The sequence below is a fragment of the Oceanisphaera sp. W20_SRM_FM3 genome (genome assembly GCF_052119705.1).
GTDB lineage: Bacteria > Pseudomonadota > Gammaproteobacteria > Enterobacterales > Aeromonadaceae > Oceanimonas.
The window spans coordinates 19,628-34,252 of record NZ_JBGQOP010000006.1 but is presented as its reverse complement, the minus strand read 5'-3'; the positions used below and the strand labels follow the sequence as shown (position 1 = coordinate 34,252).

The window sequence follows — 14,625 nt, the reverse complement described above, 5'->3', positions numbered from 1 at the left end:
CAAGTAGGTTTTCACTGTGGTCGCACATTTTCATTGGGCCTGGATGTGAGTGCCTGGATGTGAGTGCCTGGATGTAAGCGCTTGGGTGAGGTTCTAAAGCTCAGCACCCTGCCCAGTGAAAATGTCCGTAAACGGGGGCGAACCCCCGCCTGCAGTACGTTCAACTATGGTGGGTCTATGCTTGTTCGGTGTCGAGTGCGTATACGCCATCGGCATCGTGCACTTCTTTCCCCGTTAATGGCGGATTAAACACACACGCCAGCTTCATATCTTCACTGCCACCCCGTAACAAATGGTTGTCGTGCTTATCCAATATATACAAGGTGCCAGGCTTAATGGGGTAAATTTTGCCATCGGCTAAGTCTTCAATTTCACCATCGCCACTCATGCAATACACAGACTCTAAGTGGTTCTGATAATGAATATGGGTTTCGGTATTGGCATAAATAGTGGTGATGTGAAAAGAAAAGCCCATGTTGTCATCTTTCAACAACATACGGGTGCTTTCCCACGTGCCCGTTTCTGCTTTAACGCAGCGCTCAGTTTGTTCACATTCGGCTAAAGTACGAACTATCATGCTATTTCCTTTCTTTAATGCTGTTATTAGTCAATCTTTTATCTTGCTGCCCCTCGGCAAGGTTTACCCTGCCGAGGGGCTAAACACTCGTCTTATGAGGCTTTACGCAGACGCTCACTATTGGTCTCGGCGGCCGCTTCTTCTAACCAATCTAAGCCTTGGTTTAATTCGGTCTCGGTAATGATTAAGGGGCATAAGCACTTCACCACTTCACCATCGGGTCCTGCGGTTTCAATGACCAAGCCACGCTCAAAACATTTACCTGTGATGATGCTGGCAATATCACCGTCGTAACAAGCAACACCTTGCATCATGCCGCGGCCTTTTACCTTAACGAACAGCTTTGGAAAACGGTCCACCAGCGCCTGCATGCGCTTAGTCAACAATTCGCCTTTGTTACGCACCTCGGCGGCAAAGGTGTCGTCTTTCCAGAACAATTCCAGTGCCTTGCGAGCAGTCACAAAGGCGTGGTTATTACCACGAAAAGTACCGTTATGCTCACCGGGCTCCCACTGATCTAATTCAGGGCGCAGCAGCACGATGGCGAATGGCAAGCCCATGCCACTCAATGATTTAGACAGGGTAATAATGTCGGGCTTAATGCCGGCTGGCTCAAAGCTAAAGAAGGTGCCGGTACGGCCACAACCCGCTTGAATATCATCGGCAATCATTAAGATATCGTGGGCACGGCAGATTTTTTCTAAACGTTGCAACCACTTAAAAGACGAGGCATTTAAGCCACCCTCACCTTGTACCACCTCAAATAACACGGCGGCCGGCTTATCTAGACCACTGGAATTATCATTAAGCATGGTTTCAAACAGCAACAAGCTATCTTCACCGGCGCCTATATAACCGTCGTAAGGTAAACGGCTTACATCAGCCATGGAGGTACCTGCACCCCCTCTGTGATGTTGGTTACCGGTGGCGGCCAATGCACCTAAACTCACGCCGTGGAAACCATTGGTAAAGGCCACAATATTGCTACGACCGGTGACTTTACGGGCCAGCTTCATGGCCGCCTCTACTGCGTTAGTACCGGTAGGGCCGGTAAATTGCGCCACATGGTCCATGCCACGGGGCTTTAAAATAATCTGTTGTAGTGCCGTTAAAAATGACGCCTTGGCGGTGGTGTGCATGTCTAGGCCGTGGGCAATACCATCTTGCTGAATGTATTCAATCAGCGCCTCTTTTAACTGCGGATGATTATGGCCGTAGTTCAGGGTGCCGGCACCGGCTAAAAAGTCTAAATAACGCTTGCCAGATTGATCGTGTAACCACACGCCTTGTGCCTTATTAAAGGTCACCGGAAAAGAGCGGGCGTAGGTTTGTACACTGGATTCCATTACATCAAAAATATTATTCACATTGATTCCTTAAAGCCTGGGCTAAATTAAAAGTAAAGATAAATTCATGGGGCGATCAGCAAAGAGAAGTTAGCCAAGCGTGATGCGAAACAGAATTTCGCTGGGGCTATCGCCGTTAAAGTGGCGCTGCTGATCAAAGAGTTGGTGGCGCGTGCCTGAGCCTGTGGCTTGACTACGGGCAACGCTTTCAAACAGTCCCCAAGAGGCCGCATTGTCGGCGGTGATCGAGGTTTCAAGATGGGTAACGCCGGCGCAGGCATCAGATGCTAATAAGGTGGTCAGCAAAGTGCGGGCTAAGCCCTCACCACGTGCGCGTTTATCTATGGCTACTTGCCAAACAAACAAGGTGTTTGGTTCGGTGGGTTTACGGTAGGCAGAGATAAACCCCAGTAGTGCGCCATCTTGCTGGTTTTCAGCCAGCATACAAGTGTCGGCAAAATGCAGGCACTGCAGAAGGTTACAATAGGTAGAGTTAGTATCTAGGGGTTTGCATCGGTCAATGAGGCGGTTTACTTGATAACCATCGGTTGACTGGGGGTGGCGCAACAAAAGTTGCAAGTCAATGTTAGTGTCCGTATCTGGGTCTGCATGAGTAGTATTCATTTATAGTCCTAAACTTATTTAGTTAGTGAGCTAAGTAATAATACGCTACTAACCTAACAAAAGATCAGGCTATTGCAAGCATTTATCTAAAAAATTAGTTAGGGCGGCATTCATTTAAGTGATAATTAACGAATGATATCTTATCTTAAATCCAGTTATACCCTCGCCCTTATCACGGCCCCAGCGCCCTATTTCTAGCAGACTTAGCGCCACTTCGCGCAGGTCTGAATAGAGCTGCTACTATCAAGATAGTGACAACACAGTGTTGCCACATTTCTAAACGACATCGGATACAGACTATGAGCGCAAGAGAATCAGGTACAGTGAAATGGTTTAACGAAGAAAAAGGCTTTGGATTCATTACTCGTGCATCCGGCCCAGATCTTTTTGTTCATTTTTCTTCCATACAAGGTGATGGTTTTAAAACCTTACCAGAAGGCCAAGCGGTCACTTTTATCGTGACCCAAGGTCAGAAAGGACCACAAGCCGAACAGGTAGAGCTGGCTTGATCTGCAATAAGGGCGGAGCTAAGGCTCCGCCCTAACATTATTTGAACACCAAGCATCCTAGGGTTACCCTCAGTCACAGCATCTTTATGCTTCATTCTTTGATTAGGTATCCCATGATAAAATTCTTCCTCGCTGCTTGTTTGTTACTCTGCTCTTTGCCGCTCCTTGCCCAGGACCCACCCGGTGATAGCGACGCTCAAGCTGAAACCGACGTCCGCACTCGACTCACGCCTTTTATGGAGCGTTATATGCTCGACGAGTTGAAGGCGTTGCGTACAGAAATGGCTAAATTTCAAGTTAAAGTGACCGACGACATCGTACAAAAAGAGCTAAACGTCGCCGATAAAGCAATTAGTTACGCCAACGTGACGGTAACTTACTTCTTTTATCTGTTAGCGGGTGTGGCATCGGTATTGGCCATCATAGGGTGGCAATCCTTAAAGGAGCTAAAGAAAACGGCGCGGGATTATGCAGAGACCGAGATGAAAAAGATCACCAACACTTACGAGCATAAACTCAAACAAATTGAACGAGAACTGCAACGTAAAACTAAGGTTATCGCGGAAAATTACCGAGAAATAGAGCGTTTTCAAGAAATACACGGCCTCTGGTTGCGCGCCAGCCAAGAACAAAGCCCACAAGCAAAAATCGATATTTATGACCAAATTCTCGACATTAAGCCCGGTGACTTGGATGCCATGACCCACAAGGCAGATGCAGCCTTAATGATGAACGAGCGTCAATGGGCTCTGAGCCTGTGTAATCGAGTGTTGCAAGTGGATCAGCAAAACGCCCATGCCTTGTATCAAAGAGCCTGTGCGCATGCCGGTATGGGCCATGAAGATCAAGCCTTGTCAGATTTAGAGTTAGCAGTAAAAAATAATGTGCATTTGGGTGAAGTGGCCGCAGAAGATGAAGAATTTGATCAGTTACGTCAGCATCCGCGCTTTATTGAGCTCACTCACGAGGGCACAGACACAGCGACGACAGGGCATTAATGGCTTATAAATTCATCACAATGCTCAGCATAAAAAAAATTTATCGTGACGTTAAAAATATTGATTTTGCATCCGCATGCTGAGTGCCATACTTTGCGCGAATCAAAGAGCCTTCCATTAAAGTGAGAAAGAACATGAGCTTTGAGTCAAACAAGCCATTTCAGGACTTCGCCCATTTCCCTCGCGGTTTACGTCGTTGTGGCGAATTTACGGTTCCAGAAGCCGCGCTTCTTGAAGAAGCCGGCCATGCCATGTTGGCTTTGTATAGCGAGCAAACGGCGCCCAACAGCAGTGAAGAGCAACGTTTCCTAGAACAAGTCAAAGAAGGCACGGCCACCGACAGCAAACATGCCAAGGTATGGTTAAAGTATTTAAAGGTGATAGGCCCTAAGCGCGTGCACCGTTTATGCTCACCCATGACCTCCGGCGGTGATGATGATTTTGAACCCGTAGAAGACAGTTCAGAATAATTTAAAAACAGCCTTGAGCTATCAGCAATAAACGGTAAGTGTAAAAACGCCGCCATGACTGCTGCAAAATACCGAGCTTGGGCTCGGTATTTTTTTGGTTAGTTTTTTAACTGCAGACTTTAAGCCCTTCCTAGGTAACAGTTAAAGCCAGATAGCAGCCCCAAAGGGCCTCGCCTCTTACCGCTGCTTTTGCTACATGTTACTCTTATGCCTACTCTTTGAATGGCCGGCACCGAGATAAGTCCGGGCCCACGGTAAAAAAGAAGCGAACCACCATGAGTCAGCCTGCAGTAGCACCCAGTTTTTTATTTCACGACTATGAGACGGCAGGCTTGCATCCGGCCTTTGACCGACCGATACAGTTTGCCGCTATTCGTACCGATGCAGATTTAAATGAAATTGGCGAGCCCATGATGTGGTATTGCCAGCTGCCTACCGATTATCTGCCCTCACCTGAGGCGACATTGATCACCGGTATTACCCCGCAAACCGCCCAGCAACAGGGCTTGTGTGAGGCACAGTTTATTGCCCGCATTCATGAACAGTTTAGCCAGCCGAATACCTGCATTTTGGGTTACAACAACATTCGTTTCGACGATGAAGTCACCCGTTACACTTTATATCGCAACTTTTATGATGCCTACGGCTACAGTTGGCAGCATGGCAACTCCCGTTGGGATTTGCTGGATGTAGCGCGCACCTTTTATGCACTGCGCCCTGAGGGCATTAACTGGCCAGAAGACGAAGACGGTAAGCCCAGCTTTAAGTTAGAACGCCTCACCCAAGCCAATGGCATTGAACACGCCAATGCCCACGATGCGCTGGCCGACGTGCGCGCCACCATCGCATTGGCTAAGTTATTACGTACGGCTCAACCTAAGTTATTCGATTATTTATATGGGTTGCGTAACAAACACAAAGCCAAAGCCCTGATCGATGTGATTAACGCCACCCCGCTCGTGCATGTGTCTGGCCAGTTTTCTGCTTGGCAAGGCTGCGCCACTTGGATTGCCCCTTTGGCCTGGCACCCAGACAACGCTAATGCGGTGATTTGTGTGAATTTAGCCATGGATCTTAGCCCGCTGCTCGAACTCAGCCCGGAGCAATTACAAGAGCGCCTCTACACAAAGCGTGCGGATCTCGGTGATTTACTGCCTGTGCCGGTAAAACTGGTGCACGTCAATAAATGCCCTTCATTGGCGAAAGCAGCCGCCCTTAGCGAGCAAAGAGCCGATGAGCTAGATATCAATCGTGCCCAGTGTCGACAAAGCCTCGACTTACTGCGCCGCCACCCCGACATTCGAGAAAAAGTGGTGGCCTTGTATCAACTGCCCAACCAATTTGGTCCCAGCAAAGATGTAGACGGCGCTCTCTATGAAGGCGGTTTCTTTGGCGAGGCAGATAAAGCTGCCATGGCCATGATCCACGCCAGCTCGCCCGAGGTACTGGCCACACTGCCGCTGCAATTTAATGACCCGCGTTTAAGCGAGCTGCTGTTTCGCTATCGCGCCCGCAACTATCCCAACACCTTAAGCGAGCAAGAATGGCAGCGCTGGCGCCAGCATTGCCAAGATAAACTCAGCCAACAAGCTGAGCCTTATATGCACAATCTTGAGCAACTGGTGCTTGCCCATCAAGAAGATGAAACCAAGCTGGCGCTGCTGCAGGCCGTGGCCCATTATGTACAAGCGCTTTAATAGCTTGCTCAACAGCGAGCCGTTCATCTTAGTGCGCGGCTTTAGCCTGTTATTAGCCTGTTTGCTACTGGGCAAAGCGATCGCCGGCTTATTACCCTTCGCCTTTCCGGGCAGTATTATTGGCCTGTTATTGTTATTTGGATTACTGACCAGCCAATTGTTGCCCTTAAGCTGGATACAGCAAAGTGCCCACCTGTTATTACGGCACATGGCGTTGTTATTTATTCCGGTCGCGGCAGGCTTGCTCGGCTACGTGGACGTGCTCAGTGAGGGCATAGGGTTGATTTTAAGTGCGGCATTAAGTGGACTGGTGTTGATCTTACTGGTGGTGGGCCGCTTATATCAGCGGATGCAAGCATGATGCTGTGGCTGGCGATTCCTCTCACTGCACTCTGCTATTTGGCGATTAAGAAGCTGGCACGTCGTTATAAGAGCCCGCTTATCAACACCATTATGTTGCCCGCTTTGCTTGTCATCGGCTTGCTGGTATTTACCGGCCAAGATAGCAGTGTTTATCAGGCGGGGACTAAGCCGCTCAATTTATTATTGGAGCTGGCGGTAGTGGCCTTCGCCCTGCCCTTATATCAACAAGCAGCGAAAATTCGCCAACAACTGTGGCCTATCATACTGTGCTGTAGCATTTCGGTGTTCATTTCGGTGGGCACCACCTTACTGCTCGGTGGCATTTTGCACGCCCAACCGCAGCTGCTGGCCTCTATCGCCACTAAGTCCATCACCACACCCTTGGCCATGAGCGTGAGTGCCGCCATGGGTGGCATTCCGGCCATAGCGGCAGGCCTAGTGATCATAGTGGGCATGATGGGCGCTATTATTGGCTTTCCACTGCTTAAAATAGCCGGTGTGACGCACCCCGAAGCCCAAGGCTTGGCCATGGGCGCAGGTGCCCACGCCATCGGCACCGGAGCTGCCGCCGAGGTGGGTCAGGTGCAAGGTGCATTTGCCTCTTTGGCCATGGTGGTGTGCGGCATTGCCACCGCCTTATTGGCGCCGCCCTTGTTTCATTTGTATCTTTGGTTGTTAGGGTAAGAGAAAAGGTGAGGGGTAAGGAGGGAGGCGTGAGGCAACACCAACGCTTTATACGGTAGGCCGTACGTTATACGTCAAAGAAAATACCCAACCTTCGAGCAATGAGCCTAATGCCTAAAAACAGGAGTTCAACAGTATGGATGATGTACTTAAACACACGCTCGACCAACATAGACTCAGCCAACTAACGCACTTTAGCCCAGAGCAAATCCAACTGCTGATGGACGCCAGTGAATTGGGCACAGGCGCGCTGGCCTCTGCCTTGTTACCGCTCGCCAAAGACAAAGCTCAGGCGTCTATCTCTAATTTTGCCGTGGGTGCCATCGCCATTGGCGGCTCGGGTCATTGGTATTTAGGCGCTAATGTAGAGTTTGTCGGTATGCCACTACCGCTGTCGGTACACGCTGAGCAAGCAGCCATTGGGCATGCGGCCTTATTTGATGAGCAATACATAGAAAGAGTGGTAGTGAGCGCCACCCCTTGTGGCCATTGTCGTCAATTTATGCAAGAGCTCAATCAAGACGACTTGCTACTGGCTTGGCCAGAACACCATTTTATGCTCAATGAAATACTGCCTCACGCTTTTGGTCCGACGGATCTTCAGCAAACCTACGGCCTGCTCAATAACCCCACCGCCAATTTAACGGCAAGTACGCAGAGCGCCGCGCAACATAAGCCCGATACGCTCACACTGGCGGCATGGGATCAAGCTAACGCCAGTTATGCGCCTTACAGTCATAACCGCGCTGGTGTGGCCCTATTACTAAACGATGGCCAGATTTGTCAGGGTCTCTATTTAGAAAATGCCGCTTTTAATCCAAGCCTTGGCCCGTTGCAATTAGCCTTAAGCCAGCTCTATTTACAAGGTTATACGCCTGCCGACATTAAACGCGCCGTATTGGTAGAAGCAGATGCTCAAGTACAACAAGCAGCCTACGCAGCACTGCTATTAGGCTCCTTGTGCGACACGGCGTTGGAAACGTTAGTGGTAAAAAGTGAGGCGTGAGGCGTATCCCTTTTACACCTCACCCTTCACGAATTAGCAAACTGATTGCGCCCCATAAAGGAGTGGCTCAAGGTGTTGCCGTCTACCAGCTCTAGCTCGCCACCAATGGGCACGCCGTGGGCGATGCGGCTTACGGACACCCCATGGTGGCTGGCAATATCGGCGATGTAATACGCGGTGGCCTCGCCTTCTACCGTGGGGTTGGTCGCCAAGATAAGTTCAGAGAATGACTCCCGCGCCAGCCAATTGGCGAGCTTATCTAACCCCAGCTCTTCTGGCCCCACGCCATCTAATGGCGAAAGATGCCCCATCAACACAAAATAGCGCCCTTGGTATTGACCGGTTTGCTCTATGGCCACTACATCGGCGGGACTTTCTACTATGCACAGCTGGCCGCTCACAGCGCGCTTAGGGTTAGCGCACAAAGGGCAAAGGTCTTCTTCGGTAAAGGTACGGCATTGACGGCAATGGCCAATTTTTTCCAGCGCGTCGTCCAACACATGAGCCAACCGACGGCCACCGGCACGTTGGCGCTCTAACAAGGCAAATGCCATACGCTGAGCGGACTTAGGGCCGACACCGGGCAAGATCTGCAAACTTTTGATTAACTCATCCAACAAGGGACTAAAACGCATAGTCAGACTCTTTAGTAATAACGAGAAAAGATAACGAGAAATGAATAGGATTGAGGAGTATCAGCTTGTCATTACCTGATTACTTATGAACCTCAGCCAGTGTGCTGCCTTATTTAGTTTTTTGTAGCTGCCACTTGTTTATAAACAGAAGGTTTCGGCAGGCCAGCTTTGCTGGCAATTTTTAAATAAAAACATAAAACCCTGGCGAAGTCCTCTTCGCCGAAGAGACGCCACGTTGTAACCCATTGAATCTATTGATGCTGAAGTCACTGAAACATAGCTGAACTTTGTGGGTAATCAGGTGCCATTAAGACAATTTAACGTAAACGAGGTGGGTTCACTCATCGAGCACACCGTAAACCTAACGTGTGCTCGATGGCGTAAACGCTGTCTTGCGAGGCGTATTAGAACGGCATTTTAAAGCCCGGTGGCAATTGCATGCCGCCGGTCACTTCACCCATGCGGGATTTGTTTTGCTCTTCTACGCGGCGCACGGCGTCATTGACGGCGGCGGCTAGCAAGTCTTCTAACAGCTCTTTGTCGTCTTGCAACAAGCTGTCGTCAATTTCCACGCGGCGTACCGAGTGGCTACCGGCCATGGTCACTTTAACCAAACCCGCACCTGACTCACCCACGACTTCTAACAGCGCCAGCTCTTCTTGCAGCTTCTGCATTTTTTCTTGCATCTGCTGGGCCTGCTTCATGATATTGCCCATTCCACCTTTACCAAACATATCTGCTCACTCTTTCTTAAGGGATAAAAATACGCCGCATTACTGCGCCATAGGTTCTATGCTGTCGCGATCTAATTCAGCCGCAAAGCGAGATATCAAAAATTGTACCGCATCATCGGCCTCTATTTCATCTTTTGCTTGGCTTATCGCATTTTGATAGAGCTGCTGCTCAATCTCAAACGGCGTTAGGCTACCCGACTGCTCACCCACTTGCACCTGCAAGCTAATGGCGGTTTGCTGCTGTTCGCTCAACAGGGCTGCCAGCTCATCACGGGCGCTATCATTTAATAAATGACGGTGCTCGGGCTTTAGCCACAATTGCCACTGATTAGCCGCTTGCTGCTCAAGGCTAGAGTGCATGGCTAATTGGCGTAATAAGCCCCCCAAAGGCAACTGTGCCACCAATGAAGTCCAGGCATCCGTGGCCTGAATCAGCAAGCTGCTGGGTTTTAAGGGCTCGGGATCGGTGGCCGTTTTTGACGGCGCCGGCCGCAAGCCGGTCGCGGTACCAAAATTAAGCGGCGCGCCAGTGGCTGTCGGATTCGTCGCTCCCGCTTCTGTGCGTGCAACCTGTACCTTGGGCTGCGCAGTCGTCGTTTTGGGCGAAGACGCTGCACGCAAGGGCGCGACCTGAGTCGCACCAAGCGCGCCGCTGGCAGCAGAAACATTGGGTTGCCAAGATGTGGGCTGGGATGGGCCGACACCTGCATCATCCAACCAAGGCGGCAGATCATCATCTTCTTGCTGGTTGGCCATGTCGTTATAGGCATCCAGTGGCGGCAACTCAACGCCTTGCTGGTTTAAGTTCTGGTCTAGGCTGCCACTCAACCCTGCTTGACTCGGGGTCGGCCTTGTCACTGGCGCCAGCCCTGATCTGGGCTCCCCAGTGTGTGCATCGGTAACCTGCTGACTCCCATTGGCCGGTGCTGCTGGCTTAGCTATGGGTGCTGTATAGCTGGGCTTAGCTTGGCGACTGGCATCGAGAGGTGCGGCTGAGTCGGTCGTATCTTGGCTACGCAACCGATTACGGGTTTGCAACAAGCTGCGAATCTTTGCCACGTTAGCCGCCGCCGGATCGGCAATATCTGGCGCCGCTGTGGTCGGTACCTCTGCCTGGGGAGGCGTAATAGCAGACGGCGGTGCCGCCTCAAACTCATCCTGCTCGCTAGCCGCAGACTCAACGGACACAGGCGCCATCACCGCCTTGGGTTCATAACCAAACTGAACGGCTTGCGCTAAAATGGTGTCTTGCTCGTGATAAAGCTGGGCCGCCAACTGCGCATCAGACTCAGGCTGCAAACCCGACTCTGAGTGCGTATCCAACTCAGGCATCAAGGCAGAAACCGCCTCATGAGTCACGGTTGCAGAGGTGGGCTCCGACGCGATTGAAGCGGGCATGATGCGCGGCGGCTCAGGCTTTTTTACAGCAGCCTCAGCCGTACTGGTAACTGGCGACTCGCCTGTGTTGACAGTATCGGCCGTGTTGGCAATAACAGTCGCAGACGCCGCACTCGGCGGCGACGCTAATGCCGCGTTAGGCTGAAACGCCAAGCTGCGCAGCAAGGTCATTTCTAATGCCGCGCGACCATCGGCGGCAAAGGGCAAGTCTTTACGCCCTTGTAAACAAATCTGGTAAAAAAGCTGGATGTGTTCCGGCGAAATTAATGGCGCCAAGCGATTTAGCTCACTGGCATAAGGCAGCAAAGGCTGGGCCGGCACGATTTGTGCCAAGGCTAATTGATGCCAAAAGCCCACCAGCTCTTTATGAATATGATCGTAATCAGGCCCCATGCTGGCCAGCTCACCCACTTGCGCCAGCATAGCGGCGCCATCGCCCGACAACAGCGCATTCACTAAGCTCATTAACTGGTTATGGTTAAGGTTGCCCAGCATAGCTTCCACTTGCACAAGCCTAATTTCGCCATTACCAAAGGCCAGTGCTTGATCCGTTAAGCTCAGGGCATCGCGCACGCTGCCATCTGCCGCGCGCGCCAAGGCCGCCGTGGCTTCTACCTCAAAGGGCAAGTGCTCTTGGCGCAAAATATGCTGCAGCTGGCCATCAATTAGCTCAGGGGCCAGACTTTTTAAATGAAATTGTAAGCAGCGCGATAAAATAGTGATCGGCAGTTTTTGTGGATCCGTGGTGGCCAGCAAAAACTTCACATGCGGTGGCGGCTCTTCCAAGGTTTTTAGCAAAGCGTTAAAGCTGTGGCGCGACAACATGTGTACTTCATCAATCAAGTATACCTTAAAGCGACCCCGTGCCGGCTGATATTGCACGTTATCGAGCAACTCACGGGTGTCTTCCACCTTAGTACGGCTGGCGGCGTCAATTTCTAATAAATCAACGAAGCGCCCTTGCTCGATTTCCACACAGCTGCTGCACACACCACAGGGCTCAGGGGTAATGCCCTTATCGCAGTTCAGCGCCTTGGCCAACAGCCGCGCAATCGAGGTCTTACCCACGCCACGGGTACCGCTAAATAAATAGGCGTGATGCAAACGCCCTTGCGAAAGCGCGTTGACGAGGGCCGTCAATACATGCTGTTGGCCAATAACATCGGTAAAACGCTGAGGGCGCCATTTTCTGGCGAGAACCTGATAATTCATCGGTAGTGAGTGACCATAGTTAGTGAATTATTGCCCATCAAACTGCACTAGGCTGTTCACGCGAATACCCATTTTATTGAGGCGTTGCAGGCCACCCAAGGCGGGCAGCGCTATCACAAAGGCCGCTTCTTGCACTTCTCCGCCGCAGCGGCGCACTAATTTTACCGCCGCTTCTACCGTGCCGCCCGTGGCCAGTAAGTCGTCGATGATCAGCACTTTTTCACCGGGTGCGATGGCATCCACATGAATTTGCAGCTTGTCTTGGCCGTATTCCAGATCGTAGGCCACTTCTATCACTTCACGGGGCAACTTATTGGGTTTGCGCGCCATAATAAAGCCTACCCCCAAGGCCGCGGCCACGGGTGCGCCAAAGATAAAGCCGCGCGCTTCTGTGCCCAATACTTTGTTAATGCCCGCATCACGATACAAGTCGACCAAGGCATCTATGCTGGCCTTAAAGGCGTCAGCGTCTTCTACTAGGCTGGTGATATCACGAAAAATCACCCCAGCTTTAGGATAGTCAGCAATGGAGGTAATGCTGTCGGCAATCAGTTTCAATGTTTCTTGTTTCATAGCGTCGATTTCATAATCAGAGGGTTCATGGTCAGAAGGTGCATAGAGAGAAGATTAACAGTGAGAAGTTTCATAATAAAACCGTCCCTATAGACACGAAAGAATAGCTGCGAAAAAGTGCCATCAAGCAGACTGACACCGCCAAATAGGCGGGCTGCTGTGGGCATGCCGGCTAGCTTAGGGCCTAGCTTGTTGCAATGCAATTTTGTTTATATGGGTGTACTACCGTTGGTTTTGTGAGAGTTTTGGTATCAGCCCCCTGATTATTTCAACACTACCTTCGATGGCCCGTCTATAACCGGCAACCGCAAAAACCAAATCACCACCAATAAAAAAACCAAGCCTAAGCCCACTCTCACCTGCCACAGCGGAATAACATACATCGAAAAGCAAAAGCTTATCGCCATCATCCAGAGTGCGCGACGGCGAATATGGGCTCGAACCCCTTTATGGGTTTGCCAGTCTTGGATCAAGGGGCCACACCAAGGGTGATTGACCAGCCAAGCATGAATCCGTGGCGAAGACTTACTAAAGAAAAACGCCGCTAGCAACACAAAGGGCGTAGTGGGCATCACCGGCAAAAACACGCCTATGAGACCTAACAACAACGCCAAGCCACCCAACAAAGCAAATAGGATGCGCATCTTCTCTCCTTTTTAACGCAGTACCTAGCATAACAAAAGCCGTGCTTTAGGGGCAGTCTAACCGCATCAATCATCAACCAGCCTGCTCATGAGTTCAAAAAAATACTATATTCAGCTGACTCACCCTCCGTAAGTTCAGCTCGATTAGGAGAAATATCATGAAGCTCTACAGCGCCCCCGGCTCTTGCTCTATGGCCGCTCATATCTGCTTGCTCGAAGCCGGTGTCGATTTTTCACTGGTTAAACTCAGCCTAGCCGGTAACCGCCAGCTGCCCGATGGTCGGCATTTATCTGATATTAACCCCAAAGGCTATGTGCCGGTATTAGAGCTGGATAACGGCGAATACCTCACCGAAAATATCGCTCTCTTACAATATATTGCCGACCAAAATCCAGCCGCTCAGTTGGCGCCAGCCAGCGGCACATTAGCGCGTTATCGCTTGCAAGAGTGGCTGGGCTTTATTAACTCAGAAGTGCATAAAACGTTAGGGCTCTTGTTTAATCCGGTGTTTGAACAACAGGTACGCGGTGCCATACAGGATAAGTTTTCGCCGCGCGCCGCCTATTTGGATAAGCACCTCAGTCAACATGACTACTTAATGGGCCAGCAGTTTACGGTGGCTGATGCCTATTTATATGTAGTATTGAGCTGGTGCCCGCATTTGGCCGTAGATCTTGCGCCCTACCCCGCACTGCAGGCTTATTTGGCCCACATCGCCACGCGTGACGCGGTAAAAAACGTACAGGGTGCCCACTAGCGTTAAAGACCATAAACTCAAGCGTCAAAAAATACATTCACTATGAATCATGCTAATTATACAGAAAGGGCCAAACTGTACTCAGTTTGGCCCTTTCTTTGCCCCTGCGCGCCATCTTGCTGACATTGAGTCGTCCGTTATCGTGTCACCTTAAGGCCCACAAAAGCCAGGCAGTGGTTTATCTTGTTTTTCCAGCATGCGACATTGACGATTATCTACACCATCCCCTGCCGACAAGGTTTGAATTACCACCGCTGAGTCTGTAAGGACTGTGTTTGACTGTGCTGGGATCAGCATAAGCGCAAACATGGCCGAAAACGCCAGAGATACCAAGGATTTCATGTGAGTTTTCATGTGAGCTTCCCCTTCTTATTCAAGCCGAGTTAACCGTTTTTAC

17 protein-coding genes are annotated in these 14,625 nt (G+C 50.6%); 8 read left to right on the top strand and 9 right to left on the bottom strand.

All coding sequences use genetic code 11. From position 1 onward, the window contains the following. Positions 1 to 175: 175 nt before the first annotated feature. The 3 genes from ACEN2G_RS05005 to ectA form a co-directional block, all read right to left on the bottom strand. Positions 176 to 577, bottom strand: coding sequence for an ectoine synthase (locus tag ACEN2G_RS05005; RefSeq protein ID WP_442020375.1), 402 nt, complete (start codon positions 575 to 577; stop codon positions 176 to 178). A gap of 92 nt (positions 578 to 669) precedes the next feature. Beyond that, positions 670 to 1,944, bottom strand: a complete 1,275-nt coding sequence (gene ectB, locus ACEN2G_RS05000; RefSeq protein WP_442020374.1) for a diaminobutyrate--2-oxoglutarate transaminase — start codon at positions 1,942 to 1,944, stop codon at positions 670 to 672. Between the two features lie 69 nt (positions 1,945 to 2,013). Beyond that, the gene (ectA, locus tag ACEN2G_RS04995; protein WP_442020373.1) at positions 2,014 to 2,547 is read right to left on the bottom strand and encodes a diaminobutyrate acetyltransferase; all 534 of its coding nucleotides are present in this window, start codon (positions 2,545 to 2,547) and stop codon (positions 2,014 to 2,016) included. Between the two features lie 299 nt (positions 2,548 to 2,846). Here ectA and ACEN2G_RS04990 point away from each other — a divergent pair, with 299 nt between their 5' ends. The 7 genes from ACEN2G_RS04990 to cdd all read left to right on the top strand — a co-directional run bounded on the left by ACEN2G_RS04990 (position 2,847) and on the right by cdd (position 8,274). Continuing rightward, positions 2,847 to 3,056, top strand: coding sequence for a cold-shock protein (locus ACEN2G_RS04990; protein WP_442020372.1), 210 nt, complete (start codon positions 2,847 to 2,849; stop codon positions 3,054 to 3,056). A 248-nt stretch (positions 3,057 to 3,304) separates the two neighbouring features. Further along, complete coding sequence (locus ACEN2G_RS04985) at positions 3,305 to 4,054, top strand: tetratricopeptide repeat protein (RefSeq protein WP_442020371.1); 750 nt, start codon at positions 3,305 to 3,307, stop codon at positions 4,052 to 4,054. A gap of 134 nt (positions 4,055 to 4,188) precedes the next feature. Continuing rightward, complete coding sequence (maoP, locus tag ACEN2G_RS04980) at positions 4,189 to 4,524, top strand: DUF413 domain-containing protein (RefSeq protein ID WP_442020370.1); 336 nt, start codon at positions 4,189 to 4,191, stop codon at positions 4,522 to 4,524. Positions 4,525 to 4,799: 275 nt separating this feature from the next. Next, positions 4,800 to 6,221, top strand: a complete 1,422-nt coding sequence (gene sbcB / locus ACEN2G_RS04975; protein ID WP_442020369.1) for an exodeoxyribonuclease I — start codon at positions 4,800 to 4,802, stop codon at positions 6,219 to 6,221. Between the two features lie 4 nt (positions 6,222 to 6,225). Further along, positions 6,226 to 6,582 (top strand): CidA/LrgA family protein, encoded by a 357-nt coding sequence (locus ACEN2G_RS04970; RefSeq protein ID WP_442020481.1) that lies wholly within the window; start codon positions 6,226 to 6,228, stop codon positions 6,580 to 6,582. Then, positions 6,579 to 7,268 (top strand): LrgB family protein, encoded by a 690-nt coding sequence (locus ACEN2G_RS04965; RefSeq protein ID WP_442020368.1) that lies wholly within the window; start codon positions 6,579 to 6,581, stop codon positions 7,266 to 7,268. The genes ACEN2G_RS04970 and ACEN2G_RS04965 overlap by 4 nt, the downstream gene beginning before the upstream one ends. Positions 7,269 to 7,404: 136 nt before the next feature. Next, the gene (gene cdd, locus ACEN2G_RS04960; protein ID WP_442020367.1) at positions 7,405 to 8,274 is read left to right on the top strand and encodes a cytidine deaminase; all 870 of its coding nucleotides are present in this window, start codon (positions 7,405 to 7,407) and stop codon (positions 8,272 to 8,274) included. A gap of 26 nt (positions 8,275 to 8,300) precedes the next feature. On the opposite strand, the gene recR is transcribed toward cdd, so the two are convergent. The 5 genes from recR to ACEN2G_RS04935 all read right to left on the bottom strand — a co-directional run bounded on the left by recR (position 8,301) and on the right by ACEN2G_RS04935 (position 13,470). After that, positions 8,301 to 8,909, bottom strand: coding sequence for a recombination mediator RecR (recR, locus tag ACEN2G_RS04955; protein ID WP_442020366.1), 609 nt, complete (start codon positions 8,907 to 8,909; stop codon positions 8,301 to 8,303). Between the two features lie 404 nt (positions 8,910 to 9,313). Continuing rightward, complete coding sequence (locus ACEN2G_RS04950) at positions 9,314 to 9,643, bottom strand: YbaB/EbfC family nucleoid-associated protein (RefSeq protein WP_442020365.1); 330 nt, start codon at positions 9,641 to 9,643, stop codon at positions 9,314 to 9,316. A 39-nt stretch (positions 9,644 to 9,682) separates the two neighbouring features. After that, on the bottom strand, positions 9,683 to 12,253 hold the full coding sequence (dnaX, locus tag ACEN2G_RS04945) for a DNA polymerase III subunit gamma/tau (protein WP_442020364.1): 2,571 nt from the start codon (positions 12,251 to 12,253) through the stop codon (positions 9,683 to 9,685). A gap of 27 nt (positions 12,254 to 12,280) precedes the next feature. Beyond that, positions 12,281 to 12,826 carry an adenine phosphoribosyltransferase gene (gene apt, locus ACEN2G_RS04940; RefSeq protein WP_442020363.1) on the bottom strand — a complete coding sequence of 182 codons (546 nt, stop codon included), beginning with the start codon at positions 12,824 to 12,826 and terminating at the stop codon, positions 12,281 to 12,283. A gap of 263 nt (positions 12,827 to 13,089) precedes the next feature. After that, the gene (locus ACEN2G_RS04935) at positions 13,090 to 13,470 is read right to left on the bottom strand and encodes a YbaN family protein (RefSeq protein ID WP_442020362.1); all 381 of its coding nucleotides are present in this window, start codon (positions 13,468 to 13,470) and stop codon (positions 13,090 to 13,092) included. 158 nt (positions 13,471 to 13,628) lie between these two features. Here ACEN2G_RS04935 and ACEN2G_RS04930 point away from each other — a divergent pair, with 158 nt between their 5' ends. Then, positions 13,629 to 14,228, top strand: coding sequence for a glutathione binding-like protein (locus tag ACEN2G_RS04930; RefSeq protein WP_442020361.1), 600 nt, complete (start codon positions 13,629 to 13,631; stop codon positions 14,226 to 14,228). Positions 14,229 to 14,378: 150 nt separating this feature from the next. On the opposite strand, the gene ACEN2G_RS04925 is transcribed toward ACEN2G_RS04930, so the two are convergent. Continuing rightward, positions 14,379 to 14,582, bottom strand: coding sequence for a hypothetical protein (locus ACEN2G_RS04925; RefSeq protein WP_442020360.1), 204 nt, complete (start codon positions 14,580 to 14,582; stop codon positions 14,379 to 14,381). Positions 14,583 to 14,625 lie beyond the last annotated feature (43 nt).

Bases quoted from the DNA above. Each gene is read 5' to 3' on its own strand.
- sbcB (WP_442020369.1), top strand. From the start codon at position 4,800: ATGAGTCAGCCTGCAGTAGCACCCAGTTTTTTATTTCACGACTATGAG.
- ACEN2G_RS04950 (WP_442020365.1), bottom strand. From the start codon at position 9,643: ATGTTTGGTAAAGGTGGAATGGGCAATATCATGAAGCAGGCCCAGCAG.
- maoP (WP_442020370.1), top strand. From the start codon at position 4,189: ATGAGCTTTGAGTCAAACAAGCCATTTCAGGACTTCGCCCATTTCCCT.
- ACEN2G_RS04965 (WP_442020368.1), top strand. From the start codon at position 6,579: ATGATGCTGTGGCTGGCGATTCCTCTCACTGCACTCTGCTATTTGGCG.
- dnaX (WP_442020364.1), bottom strand. From the start codon at position 12,253: ATGAATTATCAGGTTCTCGCCAGAAAATGGCGCCCTCAGCGTTTTACC.
- ACEN2G_RS04925 (WP_442020360.1), bottom strand. From the start codon at position 14,582: ATGAAAACTCACATGAAATCCTTGGTATCTCTGGCGTTTTCGGCCATG.
- ACEN2G_RS05005 (WP_442020375.1), bottom strand. From the start codon at position 577: ATGATAGTTCGTACTTTAGCCGAATGTGAACAAACTGAGCGCTGCGTT.
- cdd (WP_442020367.1), top strand. From the start codon at position 7,405: ATGGATGATGTACTTAAACACACGCTCGACCAACATAGACTCAGCCAA.
- ACEN2G_RS04930 (WP_442020361.1), top strand. From the start codon at position 13,629: ATGAAGCTCTACAGCGCCCCCGGCTCTTGCTCTATGGCCGCTCATATC.
- ACEN2G_RS04985 (WP_442020371.1), top strand. From the start codon at position 3,305: ATGCTCGACGAGTTGAAGGCGTTGCGTACAGAAATGGCTAAATTTCAA.
- ACEN2G_RS04935 (WP_442020362.1), bottom strand. From the start codon at position 13,470: ATGCGCATCCTATTTGCTTTGTTGGGTGGCTTGGCGTTGTTGTTAGGT.
- ACEN2G_RS04990 (WP_442020372.1), top strand. From the start codon at position 2,847: ATGAGCGCAAGAGAATCAGGTACAGTGAAATGGTTTAACGAAGAAAAA.
- apt (WP_442020363.1), bottom strand. From the start codon at position 12,826: ATGAAACAAGAAACATTGAAACTGATTGCCGACAGCATTACCTCCATT.
- recR (WP_442020366.1), bottom strand. From the start codon at position 8,909: ATGCGTTTTAGTCCCTTGTTGGATGAGTTAATCAAAAGTTTGCAGATC.
- ectA (WP_442020373.1), bottom strand. From the start codon at position 2,547: ATGAATACTACTCATGCAGACCCAGATACGGACACTAACATTGACTTG.